Source organism: Virgibacillus necropolis, assembly GCF_002224365.1.
Lineage (GTDB): Bacteria > Bacillota > Bacilli > Bacillales > Amphibacillaceae > Virgibacillus_F > Virgibacillus_F necropolis.
In genome coordinates, this window is sequence record NZ_CP022437.1 from 2631052 (window position 1) to 2648432 (window position 17381).

Here is a 17381-nt window from a genome sequence, read left to right on the forward strand (position 1 = left end):
TGCTCGCGAGGAGGCTCATCGCGAGCCCGCGGAAAGCGTAGTGGATTTCCGGAACGGTTGTTCAAGCACAAAACATGGCACTTACGTCGCATTTTATATCAACTACGTGTCTTTCAAATAATACACTAACCCTTTTAAATCCTAATAATAGACAAATTTTATAATTTCTTATCTTTAATCAAAAACAAGAAAGCAGGAGTATACTTGCTTTGTTGTTTTTGATTAAAGCATGTGTAAATCCTGAAATTCTTGGGCCATTTTTGTTTTCAGTTTCATTTTCAGTTCCTCTATCCGCATGATTTTCCTAACAGTTAACAATGATAGAAGGAAAATAATTATATACGGAAAAACATTAATTTCTTCGTCCCTGTAAATGATTTTTTCCATTAACGATTCCTCCCTCCTTTTAATGTTCCAATTTATTTTGTAATTTTCGAACCAAATCTTTGTATTTAATGAAAAACTCTTTTACTGGAAGAATTGCAAAATTAGATGTGACTTCCGGATTTGCTAATAAACATTCATCATATAGTAAACTAATATGCAATTCACTGCAGGGTTCTATTTTTCTTTGCGATAGTGAGTTCGTCAAATCCACATATAATTTTTGTCCCACTTCATCAACAGATCTTTCTAATGAAAAGCTTCCAGCAAAGCTGTTCCACCACACCTGAAACGTTTTATGTATTTCACTAAACTCTTTAAAACTGCAGGCATCAATCTCAAATAGACTTTGGTAGAATAAATCTTTTTCTTCATAAAATATTCTTACGTCGTTTACGTTGTCGTCAAATACTTTTTGTGAAACTTCATTCCATAATTCTTCATACTTTAATTCAAAGTCCTTTTTGAATGCGATTCTTTTTGAAAAGTATGGAAATCTTAGTTCATCTTCATTTGGATTTTGATTAAGAAAAATATTTTGTATGTAGATCAAAAAGTTCAAGGCAGAAGATTTATCTGTTTTCATCAATAATGAATTCCCCAATTTTTTCACTCCTCTATGATATATTCCTTTAAATCAATATTAACATAATATTTAAGTATCCTTTTCGTTAATCTCAAATTTCTAAATTAATAAAAGCTAAAGCAAAAAACACGTGAATTCCAATAGGATTCACGTGTGAAACTTGCACTTCAAAGGCATACCTTTAATCAGCTCTGTGCATTCATATAGGAAATTGATTGTTTAAATTTAGTAACCCGAAAATTCTTCTATCCGTATGTTTTTTTCATCAACCTCTATTTCAATGAGCATTTGACGCATATCTTTGACCATCCCAGGGGGACCGCACAGATAATAAATTGGCTTGTTAATATCCGATACATTTCGCTTGAGCATGTCCGCGTCAATTAAACCACTTTCCCCACTCCATTCATTGGAATCGGTATTAGTCATCATGGGTATAAACGTAAAATTGGTGTTCTTATCCGCAAAACCATTTAAATCGTCCATGAACGCTGAATCTTGAGGTGTTTCGTTCGAATACAATAGAGTGAGCTTATGAGGTAGCTTTTCATGTGTTGCCTGAGCAATGATGCTCCGTACCGGCGTGATGCCAATACCCCCAATTATAAATACAGCTGGCGTCGCTACATTTTCGTGTAAGGTAAATTCGCCACGAGGCTCATCGAATTTTACCTCTGTACCAACTGTGAAATCTTCTATCCACTGCTTGAAAGTCGAATCGGATATACGGGTTGCAGTCATAATCCCTACTTCAAATGGAGCGGATGCCATAGAAAAAGCACGCTCTTTAACATCTTCATCGGTAACTTTCGGTTTGTTCAGTGTCATATCGCAATATTGCCCAGCCTTATATGTAAATTCCTCTGGTTTTTCCCAGTAGAAGGCCATTGTGTCATTCGCAATTTCTTCTTTTTTCAGTAACTTTGCTTTGTATTTTGGCTCCATTTTCTCGTGAATTCCTTTCCAATCGCAAAAAAAGTATCTATCTGTCAAGCATGAATAGTTGTTACTTAACGCTTCTTTTGATATTCTTTACAACCCTATCTTCTAATATGCATCCAGATCTCACGTGTAGACTATGGTAGTTACCTTCTAAAATGATAGGAACCCATATATGACATAGAATTCTCTACTATAGTCTATGCAAGAAATAGAGCGAATAGAACCTATTAATCATAACTTATTTTACTTGTAATTCTTGTCACTCTCTTTTAAACAGGCTGTAACCGCACACATCGAAATGCCGTGGTAAGATTAGCTTGTCAATTATTAAAGGGGGACTACATAGATGAAAAAGTTAGTATCTTTATTTGTAGGTTTACTATTTGTAGGTATTTTTGCAACATCCGTGTCTGCAGCTGAATATGAAGTGAAAAAGGGAGACACTCTTTGGGATATAGCAATCAATCATCATACAAACGTGGAAGAGTTGATGGATATAAATGGATTAGAATCCTTTTTAATATCTCCGAAACAGGTGTTGAAAATTAATGAAAATAAAATAGATTATTACATTGTTAAAAAGGGAGATACACTGAGCCAAATCTGCAAAAATCATAGTGTTGGCGTAACGGTCGCGAGCCTAAAAGCTTGGAATGAACTTCCTTCTGATTTGATTATCACCGGACAACGGTTGATCATAAATGGGCCGGAACCTGCCCAACAGCAAGCAACAAAACAAGAGACACAAGAGACACAAGAGACACAAGAGACAGAAGATACTAGCACAACCGCTCATGTCACTGAAACTGAGCCAGATGAAGTGAAAGCAAGCAAAAATGTAAGTAAAACGGAAGAGGAAGAGAAAGTAGAAGGAAGAACATTTTCTGTTGAAGCAACTGCTTACACAGCATATTGTGCAGGATGTTCAGGGATAACGTCAACAGGTGTAAATTTGATAGAGAACCCCAATGCGAAAGTTATTGCCGTTGACCCGAACGTAATACCTCTTGGTACAAAGGTCCATGTAGAAGGCTATGGTTATGCCATTGCGGCGGATACCGGTGGTGCTATCAATGGACACAAAATAGATGTCCATTTAGCGACTAAGGGGCAAGCGTACAACTGGGGTAGAAGAATGGTGGAAGTTACTATTGTAAATTAGTTACTTATAAAGGTAATTGGTTAAATTCATATTTTGTTCTATAGAAAAGTGGCCTCGACATGTATTAAAAATAATTAAGCTATAACTGAAGTTCAGTTATAGCTTTTATTGTGACAAAATGATTAAAAGATAGTTACCCGCCCAAAAAAGCATGGGTAATAGTTCTATAGGGTTTGTTCTATTGTTTATATAAATTCAGACCTAACCTAAAAAGCAAAATTAAGAAACTGATAGTTATTAAAGCTCCGATTGTATCCCAATCTATTTCTTCATTTCGAATTAAACTCACAACCATAATTCCTACAGATGCTCCAGCAATACAAGAAAGGAACGTTTTCAATCTGTTAATCAACTTATCTCCCCTTCCTATATAAGGACAACTACACGATTATTTCATCTTAAAAATGGAATTTATAAGAGGTTTAACCATTCCTTAGCATTTTCTTGTTTAACTATCCTACAATTAATTTAAGAAAAATCCTTCATAAACTCTATATTTTATTTTAACATAGGCAGTTTTCTAAAAGATTGTTGTTTGTGACACAAAAAATATAAAATGCGACATAACTAAAAATCATGTTCGGTGCCCTGCTGACCGTTCTGGAAATCCACTTCGCTTTCCGCGGGCTCGCGATGAGCCTCCTCGATCGCAAAGGCCGCTCTCTGTGGGGTCTCATCGTCTTCGCTTTCTAAGCAGGAGTCTCCGTGGATTTCCTTCACTCAGTAGTAACTATTGATTAGAGCATGAACTTCCTCTATTATGGCAGTTGATTGGAGCGGAGGGCAGTTGACTCCTGCTTAGAACAGCACGAGGCTAAAGCCGTGCCCTAAGGTGCGCAACTGTCCGCAGTGGAAATCAACCAGCCCTTACGCCGCATTTTTTATCAACTTCAGTGGTATGAGCACAACAAACTATACGAAAACAGCCTTAACATAAAATTACAATTGCCCTTTCCAAAATAAACATAAACACATCAAATAACACACTGGTTGGTATTACCTGACGATTTTTAGTTTAATCTTATTTTTTTGTATATTTTTAGGTTTTAGTCCAATCGGTAAACTCAAACTAGGGAAACCAACTGATAAACCTGAGTTTAGAACAATATCATGGTTAACCATGTTGTTTAGTGCTGGTATGGGGATTGGCTTAGTTTTTTATGGTTCATCTGAACCAATTTCACATTACCTAGCTCCACCTACTGCTGATCCTGAAACGAAAGCTGCTTTGGCTGAAGCAATGAGATCAACTTTTTTGCATTACGGATTTCATCCCTGGGCTGTATACGGTATTGTAGCACTCGCGTTAGCTTATTCACAATTTAGAAAAGGTGAAGTTGGTTTAATATCTAAAACATTACGACCTATTTTAGGAGATAAAGTAGATGGCCCTATAGGTAATGTTGTTGATGTGTTATCAGTATTCGCAACAATTATTGGAGTGGCTGTTTCTTTAGGGGTAGGAGCAATGCAAATTAATGGAGGTTTGAACTACCTCTTTGGAATCCCTAACAATCAGCTGGTCCAAGGCATAATCATCGCCATTGTTACTGTGTTGTTTTTATATAGTGCATGGAGTGGATTAAGTAAAGGTATTCAGTATTTAAGTAATTTAAATATGATATTAGCAGGTCTATTGTTTGTTGCTGTTTTAATTCTAGGGCCAACTTTATTTATTCTCAATATGATGACAAGTGCGACTGGTAGTTATTTAAATACATTATTAGCTAACAGTTTAGATGTAGCTCCATTAAATGAGCAAAAACATGAGTGGCTGCAGTCTTGGACTATATATTATTGGGGTTGGTGGATGAGTTGGAGTCCATTTGTAGGTATATTTATTGCAAGGATTTCACGAGGTCGATCAATCCGAGAATTTATTTTTGCGGTATTACTCGTTCCAACCTTTGTAAGTATATTTTGGTTTAGTGCATTTGGTCTAACAGGAGTGGAAGTGGGACAAAATGTACCAAAGATTTTTGAAATGCCACCTGAAACCCAGTTGTTTGGTATATTCAATGAACTACCTATGAGTGTCATTTTATCTATTATTACTTTGGCACTTATATCATCTTTTTTTATTACATCAGCCGATTCTGCAACATTTGTTTTAGGTATGCAGACTGCTTATGGAACTCTACGTCCTGCGGGTTTTGTAAAAGTCGTATGGGGATTATCGTTATCAGCAATCGCATATATATTACTTTTAGCTGGTGGAGAAACCGGCTTAAATGCATTACAATCTGCAGCAATAATATCAGCATTGCCATTTAGTGTGGTCGTAATATTAATGGCTATAGCCTTCTACAAAGATGCCAATCAGGAAAGAAAGTACTTAGGTTATACACTTACACCGAATAAGAAAAGAATGAAAGAATATATTGAAAAAATGGATGACCGGGATAAAAGAAGCTAGTAATTACAATCATGAACCGTAGAGATTATTTGCTCTACGGTTTATCTACATGATTAACTAAATAAAGTCGTACAAAATAACACCTCCGTATTAGTTACTTGCTTTCACTAATACGGAGGTGTCTTATAAGCTTATAAGTATTATCCATTCTTCACTACAGAAGCATCATATATAGATTCAACCGCTTCTTTCAAGGCAGCATTAAATTCTTCATCAGACTGACTTGCATTTAAATTTTCACTTAATGCCCTGGAGAAGCTTGCAATTAACTCATCGTTCTCTTTTAGTTTCGAGTTTGCTTCATCTCTGGAATAGCCACCTGATAAAGCCACTACACGAACAACCTGAGGATGTTCAATGAGTTCTTTATATTGATTGGCCACCGTAGGAATGCTTAGCTTCAGCATTACAAGTTCATTCTCTTTTAATTCATCTAGATGTTTTTTAATTTCCTGCTTTAATAATTCCTCTGATTTTTCTTTATCGATGCTATGAATATCAACTTCCGGTTCAATGATTGGGATCAGCCCTGCATCAATAATTTTTTTACCAATCTCAAATTGTTGATCAACCACTTCTTTAATTCCATCTTGTTTTGCTTCTTTAATCACCGAGCGCATTTTTGTACCGAATATACCGCGCTGGTTTGCTCTTTCCAGCTTTTCATCAAGATCATCAATTGGCTTCATTTTCTGCACACCATTGGAAAGATCGGCAAGCCCTTTATCTACTTTAAGAAATGGTGCAATTCCTTTTTCTTCAGCTAAATAATCTCCGGTATATTTACCCTCGATTTTACGATCCATCGTTTGCTCAAATAAAATGGCACCGAGAATATATTCCGAGTTAAATGATGGAGCAGTAATAATACGAGTTCTCATCTCATGCACAAGATCAAACATTTCTTCCTCGTTAGAATATTCGTTTTCAGATACTCCATATGCTGCGAGTGCCTTTGGAGTACTTCCACCACTTTGGTCAAGGGCTGCGATAAACCCTTTCCCTTCCCTAATTTTATCCAAATGTTTTTCCTGCATTACTTTCACTCCTTCTAAGTAGTTATACTTCATTACAACAATTATGAACGATATATGTTCATTCTAACACGCTAGAGTAAATATATTTAATGAAGCGAATCAGGATTCCTCTGCAATATTTTAAGTGACGGTCCCGTAAAGAACGCTATCCCTTTTCCTTCCGCATCTGTCGCTTTTCCTTCAAAGATATTACTCCAATTAAGCCAATGATGGAAAAGACGACTGGAGTTATAAAACCAAAGTAATAACCTTCACTTATACTACCCGACACAACTTGAAAATGATCCAATATTTTTCCGAAAATACTTGGGAGTAATATGGCACTTAGAAAACCACCCGTATTTGCAAACCCAGAGACAATGCCTGCTTCTTTTATAGGAAACGATTGACGGACAGCAGAAAATGTTAAGGCATTCGCCCCATACGCAAGACCAATAATAAAGAAAAGGACTGTTAACAAGAGAAACGGCGGATTTCCATTAAATAAAAGAAAGACTGACCAACTTAATAGTAAAATAATGTGTACAACAACATAAGGTTTTTTAATTGTTTTTAACCGACTGGAAATTAAGCTAGCTAAAGGAGCTCCAATAAGTGCCCCAACAAGCCCTAGCATAATAAGCTGACTCGCAGCCGAGCGCGTCATTCCATATACATTCATTCCGTAGGGCACTCCCCACGAGCTGATAAATCCAACATACGTTCCGACAATCCCAAAGTGACAAAAGAACAAAGCCCATGCCTGCCGTTTTGAAAATATTCTCCGTAGTAAAACCAAAGTTTTTTCACGTTGTATTTCATTTTTTATAAATACTGGTTGCTTCGTTTTTCGTAAGAGGATAATGTAAAGGAAAATACCACATAAACATAGCAGCAGTCCCGCTAAAAAAAATGCTGATCGCCAACCGAGGATGTCAATTAATAAGGAAAAAGGAGCTGTTGCTAAAAGGTAACCAAGACTCCCCATCATCGCAGCTACGCCAATTAAACGAGTGAATTCCTTGGCATTAAACCATTGGCCCAGGATTAATACCATATTGACCCAAATAGTCGCATCCCCCACACCCGTCAAAATTCTAGCAAAAAATAATGCAAACTCATCTGTACTGAGACTGTAAATAATCGTACCAATACCTGTAAGGAGTGCACCACTAATCAGAAAAAAGTTTGGCCCATAACGATCAGCCAAGATGCCCATTGGGATTTGCAAAGACGTGTATACAAAAAATTGGATACTTGTTAGTAAACCAATCGTTGTAGCTGTTACATTGAAATCCAACATAATCTGTTCCGTGATCAACCCAGGTGCAGTTCGTTGGCTCGACATTAATAAATAAGTGAATAATACCGCAGCGAAGACAACCCACCTAAATCGGCTATTTTGATTCTCCAATAATACCTACCCCTATAATACATTTACTTATATATATGAATATTAGGAGCGGCAGGAACCAATATTTATCAAGAGGTTTGTTTGCACTACCCGTTTTGTGTTAGATCGGAATCCTTCATTATCGCAAAGAAGCTCGTCTTTTTCTATTTTCTCTTCTAGCTGGAGCTGTTGCATATAGTTGCTTTTCTTCTTCCGTTTGCGGTGACACTTTTGGAACAGGAATTGGCTTACCTTCCTTGTTTACGGCTACCATTGTCAGAAATGATTCCGTTGTTAATGTTTCTTTATTGTTGATTAAGTCATGCGCGGTAACTTTCACATAAACCTCCATCGAACTTGTTCCTGTATAGGTTACATATGCTTCTAATGTTAAGGAATCTCCTACTTTAGCAGAAGAGAGAAAATCTACTGAATCAATGGATGCGGTAACGACCGCACTACTTGCGTGCTTCATTGCTGTTAAAGCAGCAATTTCATCGATATATGCTAATACTTTTCCGCCAAAGATAGTGTCTAAATGATTCGTATCTGGTGGTAATACCAAACGTGTTTGAATTGTCTTTGTGATAGGTACAATTAGTTCTTTCATTAAAAATCCTCCTTAAAATAAAAAAACATCTTCTACAATTAGAAGACGATAATGGCGCTACGCAAATAAACTTTCATTAGCATGAAATTTATATAGCGCAAACATCCTCCTATCTCCCGTAGGATAAAAATGTACTTCTTTATGGCAGGTCTCCTGGCTTGGAGTCATCAAATCCATTTTCCTTCCCATTTCTTTCTGAAACAGTGGTTTAAAATGGATTCTTCTCCACACAGTGGCGGGACCGCGTTGGATTTTAACCAACTTCCCTTTTCAACTTTTCTCAAAGTCACCATAAAGCTAACTATTAAATTCTATTTATTATATCATGAAGTGAGTTCATTTACGCTTAGTATGTTCTATGTATCTTTCCCGAGTTAAAAAGCTACTGTTATAGCTAATAGCAAAAAAAAGCAAAGAGACAATACCCTCCTTGCTTTTTAAAACTTTTTAACTTATTCCACAGAAAAAATATACGAATATATTGGTTGATTCCCGTTATGGACCTCAACCTCCACATCTTCATATGTATCTTCTACATAGTTGACAAGCTTTTCCACTTCTTCATCACTTACATCTTCCCCTTGCAAGATTGTAAGGATTTCATCATTTTCTGTAATCATACTTTCTAACAATTGCTTCACTGTCTCTAATTTATCTTGATGAGTTGCTTTGATTTTACCATCTGAAATTCCCATAAAATTGCCATTTTCAATTGTTATTCCATCTAGTTGAGTGTCACGAACCGCGTAAGTAACTTGTCCAGTCTTAACTTGTCCACATGCTTTACTCATTGCCTCTTTGTTTTCATTTATCCCATTGTCCGGATGAAAAGCCAGAATAGCGCTTATGCCTTGTGGGATTGTTTTAGAAAGGACCACAGCCACATTAACTTCTGCTAGCTTTGCTGCCTGTTCAGCGGCCATCACGATATTTTTATTATTAGGTAAAATAAGAACGTTTTCTGCGTTTGCTTTACTAATAGCGTCCGTAATATCCTGTGTACTTGGGTTCATTGTTTGACCACCTTCAATAACAATGGTAGCACCTAAACTCTCAAGTAAATCCTTCAGTCCTTTGCCCATGGCAACTGTCACAATAGCATATGGAACTTTTTCTTTTGGTATCTCTTTTTTGTCACCTACAATAGCAGTATGTTGTTCACGCATATTTTCTATTTTCATATTAATAAGGCTACCGAAGCGCTGACCTAATGTCATAGCTTCACCAGGATATTCAGCATGAACATGTACTTTTACCACATCTTCATCTGAAACGACTAATAATGAATCGCCAAGTTCACTCAGTTCATTACGAAATTTTTCTTCATTGTACGGGTTTTCTTTTATTTTTTCTTCATCAAATTTAACCATAAATTCTGTACAATAGCCAAATTCAATTTCACTTGTATCCATAAAATCCTGGGCAATTTTATGGTGTTCAGCGTTCACCATTTCTTCCATTTCCACTTCGGATGTAACGCCTTCAGGCAATTCTTCACCTTTCAGTGCAGCTAAGAATCCTTCGTAAATGGTAACAAGCCCTTGCCCACCTGAATCCACTACACCTACCTCTTTTAAAACAGGTAGAAGACTAGGGGTACGTTTGAGTGAGGCTTTTGCTTCACGTAATACTTTTTCCATTAAAACGATTACATCATTTTCATTCTTTGCTTCTTTAACCGCTACTTTTGCAGAATCTTTTACCACCGTCAAAATTGTACCTTCAACCGGTTTCATCACTGCCTTATACGCAGTAGAAACTCCCATGTCAAAGGCTTTAGCCAGATCCTTTGTAGTTAATTCAGTTTTTTTGTCCATTCCTTTTGCAAAGCCTCGGAATATTTGGGATAAAATTACACCCGAGTTACCTCTAGCTCCCATTAATAGGCCCTTTGAAAAAGCTAGAGCCACTTCCGATATATTGGAACTATCCATTTTTTTAACTTCACTCGCTCCTGAAGTCATCGATAGGTTCATGTTTGTACCTGTATCTCCGTCTGGAACTGGAAATACATTAAGAGCGTCAATTTTCTTGGCATTGTTTGTTAAATGTTGCGCTCCAAAGCGGACCATTTGTGTAAAGACTATGCCGTCTAACGTTCGTACTGTCACTATACTTCCTCCTCTTTCACTACAAATAAACAAAGGATCAATCTTTTTCTACACGTACACCTTGAATATAAATATTGACTGAGTCTATGGACAGTCCTAATGATTTATTCAATGTATATTTAACCTGTGATTGAACGTTGTGCGCTACTTCGGATATTTTTGTACCATAGCTCACAATAATATACATATCAATATGAAGATGATCCTCTTCTTGACGAACTAACACGCCACGTGCAAAGTTTTCTTTACGTAAAATTTCAGAAATTCCATCTTTAATTTGATTTTTAGAGGCCATTCCTACAATTCCGTAACATTCAACAGCTGCACCACCGGCAATTGTTGCAATAACATCAGTTGTAATTGTTACTTGGCCATCAGTTGTATTAAGTTCAATGGACATAGTTATCCTCCTTTAATACCCATTATTGATAAGGATATTCTACTATAAACATGCAGTTTTTTAAAGCACTGTTGCTTAATGCACATAGCTCCTTTTAAGGATGTATGAAATCCTTTGTTCTGTCAAGCTATTTTTCTTGATAAATTATCATAGATTCGTTGCGTTATTGGTGCGGTTATGATAAATTATATAAGTAGTAAAATGTCACATGTATGAGTAGGAGTGATTTAACATGGCTAGAAAATGTGTTATAACTGGACGTAAGACTCGCAGTGGAAACAAACGTTCCCACGCTATGAACTATAGCAAGCGAACTTGGAAAGCTAATGTACAAAAAGTACGTATTATGGTAGACGGCAAACCTAAAAAAGTTTATGTTTCTGCTCGCGCACTTAAGTCAGGTAAAGTAGAGCGCGTATAATATACCTTTTACATTAGTAAATGTTTAAAAAGCACCCATACAATTTGGGTGCTTTTTTACTGTGGAGGGTATCGATGAACTTTCGACGGACAGTGCAAATGGCCTGTTTTATCAAAATTAGCGGAACCTGTGTCCGGAAAGCCTCCGCTTTTCTCTGTCTAGCTGCGCGGGCTAGCGGCGAGCAGAGAGGCCACTGAAAAAGTGGTGGATTTTAAAATTTTATCTATTCACCATAATTTAGCATCTCGAATATACGGAGACTCCTCGAAAAAGAAAAGCACTTTTTCTTCGTGCGATGCCTTTTCAGGGAAGCCTTCCTTATCCTGCGGGAAGTAAGAGATCGGCGAGCCCCCGCAGGACGGCAGTCCGAGGAGGCTCGACACTCGCCCTAAGGTGCGCGTAGTATATTCGAAGATGCGATGGTAGATCCACCTATTTTGTATTATATTTAACTTTTTCAGTGACCTCGCTAGCAGATAGTTGGTTCTGTTGAACGTACGGAAAGTTCGCCGTACTTTTCACAGACCTATCTATCTGTACGCCGCTGACCAGTCGCCTCCGCTTTTCTTAACTTGTCTAGTAAAAAAATAAGCTTTTGTCATTGTTTTGACAAAAGCTAAGTAATAATTATTTATCTTTCTTAAACATGCCTATCACTACTCTGACACATCCACCGATAAATCTTGGGAGCTTAATAGTATAAAATTTCATGAGTTCCCCCTCCTCCATTGACAAACACAGCTTAAATTGGAATCGTCTAGTCCTATCCATCACGACTCTTTATAAGTAATAATATGCCTTCATTGAAAGAAAAAGTACCATTATTTAAAAGAAGCTTATTTGAAATGCAGCGAGTTGACCCTAAAAACAAATGATAATTCTCGAGTGGATAATAAAATCCTTGTAGTGTTAGGCCTTTAACATTACCTGAAAATGGAACAAAAGATATATTCGGAAACTTTTCCTCGGAACTAATTTCATAAGAACCTGGAGCAACTATTTCTATACAATTCGATTTATCTATTATTATCCCGGAACATTTTCGCTCCAGTAATGTGTATAACAGTTGAATATTAATAAGCTCATGATCCAATCTACCACCAGTTACTCCAAAAAAGTAAATCCTACCACCGTTTAGTTCTAATGCCTTTTCTATGGCTATTTCAATATCTGTTTCATTTTTTTCTGCTGGAAATTTGGTAAAAGACTTTGAACCTCTTTCTATTGTTATTTCTTCTTGCTGACTAATAGAATCAAAGTCTCCAAGCGCATAATCAAGTTGAAGGCCATTATTTAGTATTATTAGTGAGCCACGATCCGCACCAATCCATATATCGATTATATCTCGATAGTAATCTAAATCAGGTATTAATTCATCTGGCCCATTCGCTACAATGCCTATTGTTTTCATGGCCTTACTCCGGTGATTCAGTTGCTTGAATAATAGCTTCTATTGCTTGCTTTCGATCGGATTTATTATAAACAGCACTTCCCGCAACTAGAACATCTGCACCTGCTTCGACACATGTCTTAGCAGTTTCTATATTTACTCCACCATCAATTTCAATTTCAAAAGACAAACCAAGTTCCGCGCGCCACTCATCAATTTGTTTAATTTTAGGAACAACACTAGAAATAAAAGATTGCCCCCCAAAACCTGGGTTTACAGTCATTAACAATACCAAATCAACATCAGGTAGTACCTCTTTGATCATATGTGCTGGTGTACCAGGGTTAATAACAACCCCTGCTTTCACATTATAACTTTTAATTAGCTGGATTGTTCGATGCAGATGCGGGCAAGCCTCTTGGTGTACCGTAATGATCGATGCACCTGCCTCTGCGAATTCCTTTATATAAGCGTCCGGGTTTTCAATCATCAAATGTACATCTAATGGTAAATTCGTAATTGGTTTTATTGCCTGAACAATTAACGGACCGATTGTAATGTTTGGAACAAAATGTCCGTCCATAACATCAACATGAATATAATCAGCTCCACCTTTTTCAACATCTTGAATCTCTTGACCAAGTATCGAAAAATCGGCTGAAAGTATAGAAGGGGCTATTTTAGTCATACTAATACCTCGGCTTTCTGGATTTAATTTCTTCGTGAAAAGTTAGATAGTGATCATATCGAAATTGCGAAATCTCTCCTTGCTCAACTGCTTCCTTGACCGCACATTTTGGTTCTTTGTCGTGCATACACCCTCGAAATTTACATGCTCCACTTCTTTCACGTATCTCTGGAAAACAATCACCTAAATTTTCCAATTCAATTTCATTAAATTCTAATGCACTAAATCCAGGAGTGTCCGCAACTAAACCACCAAATAATTGAACTAGCTCAACATGGCGTGTTGTATGCTTTCCACGTCCAAGACTCTTTGAAATATCATCTGTTTTAATTTGGAGTTCTGGCTTAAGTGCATTTAATAACGATGATTTTCCAACGCCTGACTGTCCTGCAATGACAGAAACACCATCATTAAAATAAGATTCAATCCCTTTTATTTCAAAAGGTTCTTTAGAGGATACTTGTTCAACCTTGTATCCAATGCTTTGATATGCTTTTGCATAGTTATCTACATTTACTTTCTCTTTCTCTGGTAGAACATCTATTTTAGAAATAATAATAACAGGTTCAATATACTTGGATTCAATTAAGACAAGAAATCGATCTAATAATAATGAACTAAACGATGGCTCTACTGCAGAACTTATAATGAAAGCACGGTCAACATTAGCAATAGGCGGACGTATTAATTCATTCTTTCTTGGTTTTATGTTAATCAGATACCCTTCCATACCGTCCCTTTTATCAAAATCAACAAAATCACCAACAAGAGGGGTTATTTTTTTATTTCGAAACAAGCCTCTTCCCCTGCATTGGTAGATACCATCAACAGATTGTACATAGTAGAATCCACTTATCGCCTTTATAATTCTGCCTTCTGCCATTTATTCACCCTCTTCATACGATACTGTTTTATTTATTACAACCTCATCATCGCGGAGTACTTTATATTCCGCGGTCTGGTTTGGTGCAATTGTTAATGTAATTTCATATTTCTTATCCTCTGTGATGGTTTCCTCTAGATAAACCTCAGAAATAGAACGATCTGCATCTTCTACATAAATCTTAACGGTTTGCTCAACTGGTTCATCAGGTGCGTCTGGATTATCTGGGTCATTTGTTGTTGGTTCACCATCATCCGCTTGTTGTTCACCGTCATCCGGTGGTTGCTCACCGTTATCTGGTGGTTGCTCACCATCATCTGGTGGTTGACTAGGATTGTAAGGCACCGTAAACGTAACTGTCTCTGACACTGGTGGCTTTTCTTCTGGTCCTACAGAAACATAAATAGTTACTGCCTCTTCTTCTTGTAATTCTGTTCCCGATTCAGGTTCCTGGCGAATCACTTCTCCCGCCGGTGTACTATCTGAATATTCCTCAACCGTGTTGGCAACAAGATTTTGTTCTTCCAGGTAGCCAATTGCTTCTTCCGTTGTCATGCCCTGCAAGTTATTTAAACTTATTAGTTCCGGTCCACTACTGTACTCTAGGATCACAGTTGTTTCACTTGGAACTACATCTGAATCAGGAGAAGGCTGGATTTGCGTTATAATTTCACCGGGAGCCTGATCTGAAGTTACATCATAACCAATTACCTTAAATCCCTTATCCTCTAAAAGTTGCCTAGTCTGACTATAATCCTTACCAACATAATCTGAAAATGTAACTGTCTCTTTACCTTGACTAACAACAAGTGTTACAGGTGATTCTTCCTTTACGACACTACCTGAAGACGGAGTAGTACTTATCACATCTCCTTCTTTTACCTCCTCGGAGAAAGCCATTTCCTTTTCTGTTTTCAGATTTAACAGGCTTAATTCATCTACCGCCTCTTCATATTCCATCCCATTTACATCTGGAATCGAGACATCATCGGGTTGCATGAGTTTTGGTACAATAAACAATGCAGCAACTCCGGAAGCTAACAATATGAACAGTATAATAGTGATCCATAATACTTTCTTCTTTTTGCTTTTATTTTTTTCACTTTTAATCTTTTTGTTTTTCTTCTTTTCTTTTTTCTTTCCATTTGGTTCTTCTTCATCATTTGCCACAAACGATTTTGTAGCGCCGTCCGATTGGTGAACAATCGTATTTTGATTCGTATCACCATGTAGTTGATTATCTGTAATTATTGGTATTGCCTTTGTTTCTTCGCCTACTCCTACTGCTGGAACAAATTTATCCTCATTTAAATTTTCTGGATTCAAAGCAGTAGATAGTGAATCCTCCAGATCATATACCGTTTCAAAACGGTTAAAGGGATCTTTTGCGGTAGCTTTTAGAACAATGTTTTCTACACTTTGGGGAACTTCTTGATTAAACCTTCTTACGGATGGCGTATCTGTTTGCAAATGCTTCAATGCAATAGAAACCGGTGATTGTCCTGAAAAAGGTAGACGAGCAGTTAAAAGTTCAAACAATACGATTCCAAGTGAATAAATGTCTGACTTCTTTGTTGCCATCCCACCTCGTGCTTGTTCAGGTGATAAGTAATGTACAGATCCAAGTATCGAGTTTGTTTGGGTTAATGCAGTGGCGCTTAGCGCAACCGCAATACCAAAGTCCGTTACTTTTACTTGTCCAAACGAATCAATTAAAATGTTTTGAGGTTTTATATCCCTATGTACGATATTATTCGCATGCGCGTGACCGATTGCTGAACTTACTTGCTTCATTATATCTAAAGCTTCCTCAACATTAATGGGGCCATACTTTTGTATATATTCTTTTAATGTCAACCCGTCCACATATTCCATAACCATATATAAAATATGATCCTCTTCGCCAACATCAAAAATATTTACGATATTTGGGTGAGATAAGCTTGTGGCTGATTGTGCTTCACGATCAAAACGGGCTATAAATTCATCATCATTCGCGTATTCTAACCGGAGGACCTTTATCGCGACATCACGCTCTAAAATAATATCTCTTGCTAAATATACATTGGCCATTCCTCCGCCGCCAATAGTATCTTTAATATTATAGCGCTCATTCAAAAGGCGACCGTTTAACACGTAGGTTCACCTTCCTTCGTATCTGATTCATGATGTACGATAACGAGAGAAATATTATCTTCGCCTCCACGTTCATTAGCTAATGCAATAAAATCTTGCGCCGTTTCTTCTATCGATTTATCATTTTCTAAGAAGGATTGTAATTCACTAGTAGAGACTTTATCAGATAAGCCATCTGAACAAAGCAAAATCATGTTGCCTAACTCCCATGATATGGTTCGAATATCTGGATGAATAACTTCTTCCGTTCCCAATGCCTTTAATATTACGTTTTTACGGGGGTGATGTTCAGCATCTTCATGTGTTATCTGCCCAGACCTAACAAGCTCGTTAACCAAAGAGTGGTCCTCAGTAATTTGACTAAAGCCTTTTTCATTTATCATATAGCATCTACTATCACCAACATGAGCGATGGTAATAAAATCCGGTGTACAAATAGTCATTACGACAGTAGTTCCCATACCCTGGCATTCTTTTTGGCTAATAGACTTTTCATAAATTTTAGTATTTACTTTGTGAATAATTGACTTTAGCCATTGTTCCGCTTCTTCAGGATTAGTAACCTCATCCGTTTCAAGCCATTCTTTTTCAATAATAGATAAGGCCATTTGACTTGCTACATCCCCGGCTTGATGACCGCCCATACCATCTGCAATGAGAGATAAATACTGGTTTGCGTTATTTATAAATAAGCCTCCAGCATCCTCATTATGATTTCTAACACGACCTTGATCAGTACTAAATTGCCCTTTCATCCTATCGCCCCTTTAGAAAAGCAAAAGACACTTGTCCATTTATGCTTTACATCCGTTAATCAGATAAAACTTCCTGTTTCTATTATTA

General features: G+C 37.1%; 17 protein-coding genes, 1 pseudogene and 1 riboswitch. Of the genes and pseudogenes, 3 read left to right on the forward strand and 15 right to left on the reverse strand.

Annotated elements, in window-relative coordinates; all coding sequences use genetic code 11:
• Positions 1-222 precede the first annotated feature (222 nt).
• The 3 genes from CFK40_RS20990 to CFK40_RS12670 form a co-directional block, all read right to left on the reverse strand.
• Positions 223-387, reverse strand: a complete 165-nt coding sequence (locus tag CFK40_RS20990) for a hypothetical protein (RefSeq protein WP_161493868.1) — start codon at positions 385-387, stop codon at positions 223-225.
• Between the two features lie 19 nt (positions 388-406).
• Complete coding sequence (locus tag CFK40_RS12665; RefSeq protein WP_089532650.1) at positions 407-988, reverse strand: hypothetical protein; 582 nt, start codon at positions 986-988, stop codon at positions 407-409.
• A 207-nt stretch (positions 989-1195) separates the two neighbouring features.
• Positions 1196-1915, reverse strand: a complete 720-nt coding sequence (locus CFK40_RS12670) for an FAD-dependent oxidoreductase (protein ID WP_089532651.1) — start codon at positions 1913-1915, stop codon at positions 1196-1198.
• A gap of 343 nt (positions 1916-2258) precedes the next feature.
• Here CFK40_RS12670 and CFK40_RS12675 point away from each other — a divergent pair, with 343 nt between their 5' ends.
• On the forward strand, positions 2259-3074 hold the full coding sequence (locus tag CFK40_RS12675) for a 3D domain-containing protein (RefSeq protein ID WP_089532652.1): 816 nt from the start codon (positions 2259-2261) through the stop codon (positions 3072-3074).
• A 178-nt stretch (positions 3075-3252) separates the two neighbouring features.
• Here the strand turns inward: CFK40_RS12675 and CFK40_RS20995 are convergent, their stop codons facing one another.
• Complete coding sequence (locus tag CFK40_RS20995; protein ID WP_161493869.1) at positions 3253-3426, reverse strand: hypothetical protein; 174 nt, start codon at positions 3424-3426, stop codon at positions 3253-3255.
• A 636-nt stretch (positions 3427-4062) separates the two neighbouring features.
• Between CFK40_RS20995 and CFK40_RS12680 the strand changes: the two are divergent.
• Positions 4063-5490: pseudogene (locus CFK40_RS12680) on the forward strand (BCCT family transporter); the annotation flags it as partial.
• 140 nt (positions 5491-5630) lie between these two features.
• On the opposite strand, the gene CFK40_RS12685 reads toward CFK40_RS12680, so the two are convergent.
• From CFK40_RS12685 to CFK40_RS12705, 5 genes are all read right to left on the reverse strand, one after another.
• Entirely contained in the window at positions 5631-6527 is an 897-nt protein-coding gene (locus CFK40_RS12685; RefSeq protein WP_089532654.1) for a fructose bisphosphate aldolase, read from the reverse strand.
• A 145-nt stretch (positions 6528-6672) separates the two neighbouring features.
• A complete protein-coding gene (locus tag CFK40_RS12690) occupies positions 6673-7920 on the reverse strand; it encodes an MFS transporter (RefSeq protein WP_089532655.1) in 1248 nt (415 codons plus the stop codon).
• A 118-nt stretch (positions 7921-8038) separates the two neighbouring features.
• The gene (locus CFK40_RS12695; RefSeq protein ID WP_089532656.1) at positions 8039-8509 is read right to left on the reverse strand and encodes an acyl-CoA thioesterase; all 471 of its coding nucleotides are present in this window, start codon (positions 8507-8509) and stop codon (positions 8039-8041) included.
• Positions 8510-8635: 126 nt separating this feature from the next.
• A riboswitch (cobalamin riboswitch) is annotated at positions 8636-8818 on the reverse strand.
• 143 nt (positions 8819-8961) lie between these two features.
• On the reverse strand, positions 8962-10620 hold the full coding sequence (locus CFK40_RS12700) for a DAK2 domain-containing protein (RefSeq protein WP_089532657.1): 1659 nt from the start codon (positions 10618-10620) through the stop codon (positions 8962-8964).
• A 37-nt stretch (positions 10621-10657) separates the two neighbouring features.
• A complete protein-coding gene (locus CFK40_RS12705; RefSeq protein ID WP_089532658.1) occupies positions 10658-11020 on the reverse strand; it encodes an Asp23/Gls24 family envelope stress response protein in 363 nt (120 codons plus the stop codon).
• 232 nt (positions 11021-11252) lie between these two features.
• Here CFK40_RS12705 and rpmB point away from each other — a divergent pair, with 232 nt between their 5' ends.
• Positions 11253-11441 carry a 50S ribosomal protein L28 gene (gene rpmB / locus CFK40_RS12710; protein WP_089532659.1) on the forward strand — a complete coding sequence of 63 codons (189 nt, stop codon included), beginning with the start codon at positions 11253-11255 and terminating at the stop codon, positions 11439-11441.
• Positions 11442-12068: 627 nt separating this feature from the next.
• On the opposite strand, the gene spoVM is transcribed toward rpmB, so the two are convergent.
• The 6 genes from spoVM to CFK40_RS12740 are packed head-to-tail and all read right to left on the reverse strand — an operon-like array spanning position 12069 to position 17293.
• Complete coding sequence (gene spoVM, locus CFK40_RS21660) at positions 12069-12212, reverse strand: stage V sporulation protein SpoVM (RefSeq protein WP_319417985.1); 144 nt, start codon at positions 12210-12212, stop codon at positions 12069-12071.
• Positions 12205-12852: a thiamine diphosphokinase gene (locus tag CFK40_RS12720; RefSeq protein ID WP_089532660.1), complete on the reverse strand. Its 648-nt coding sequence runs from the start codon at positions 12850-12852 to the stop codon at positions 12205-12207. Before CFK40_RS12720 ends, spoVM begins: the two co-directional genes overlap by 8 nt.
• Positions 12853-12856: 4 nt before the next feature.
• A complete protein-coding gene (gene rpe / locus CFK40_RS12725; RefSeq protein ID WP_089532661.1) occupies positions 12857-13519 on the reverse strand; it encodes a ribulose-phosphate 3-epimerase in 663 nt (220 codons plus the stop codon).
• 1 nt (position 13520) lies between these two features.
• On the reverse strand, positions 13521-14402 hold the full coding sequence (rsgA, locus tag CFK40_RS12730) for a ribosome small subunit-dependent GTPase A (RefSeq protein ID WP_089532662.1): 882 nt from the start codon (positions 14400-14402) through the stop codon (positions 13521-13523).
• Complete coding sequence (pknB, locus tag CFK40_RS12735) at positions 14403-16538, reverse strand: Stk1 family PASTA domain-containing Ser/Thr kinase (RefSeq protein WP_089532663.1); 2136 nt, start codon at positions 16536-16538, stop codon at positions 14403-14405.
• Positions 16532-17293: a Stp1/IreP family PP2C-type Ser/Thr phosphatase gene (locus tag CFK40_RS12740; protein ID WP_089532664.1), complete on the reverse strand. Its 762-nt coding sequence runs from the start codon at positions 17291-17293 to the stop codon at positions 16532-16534. Before CFK40_RS12740 ends, pknB begins: the two co-directional genes overlap by 7 nt.
• Positions 17294-17381: the final 88 nt, after the last annotated feature.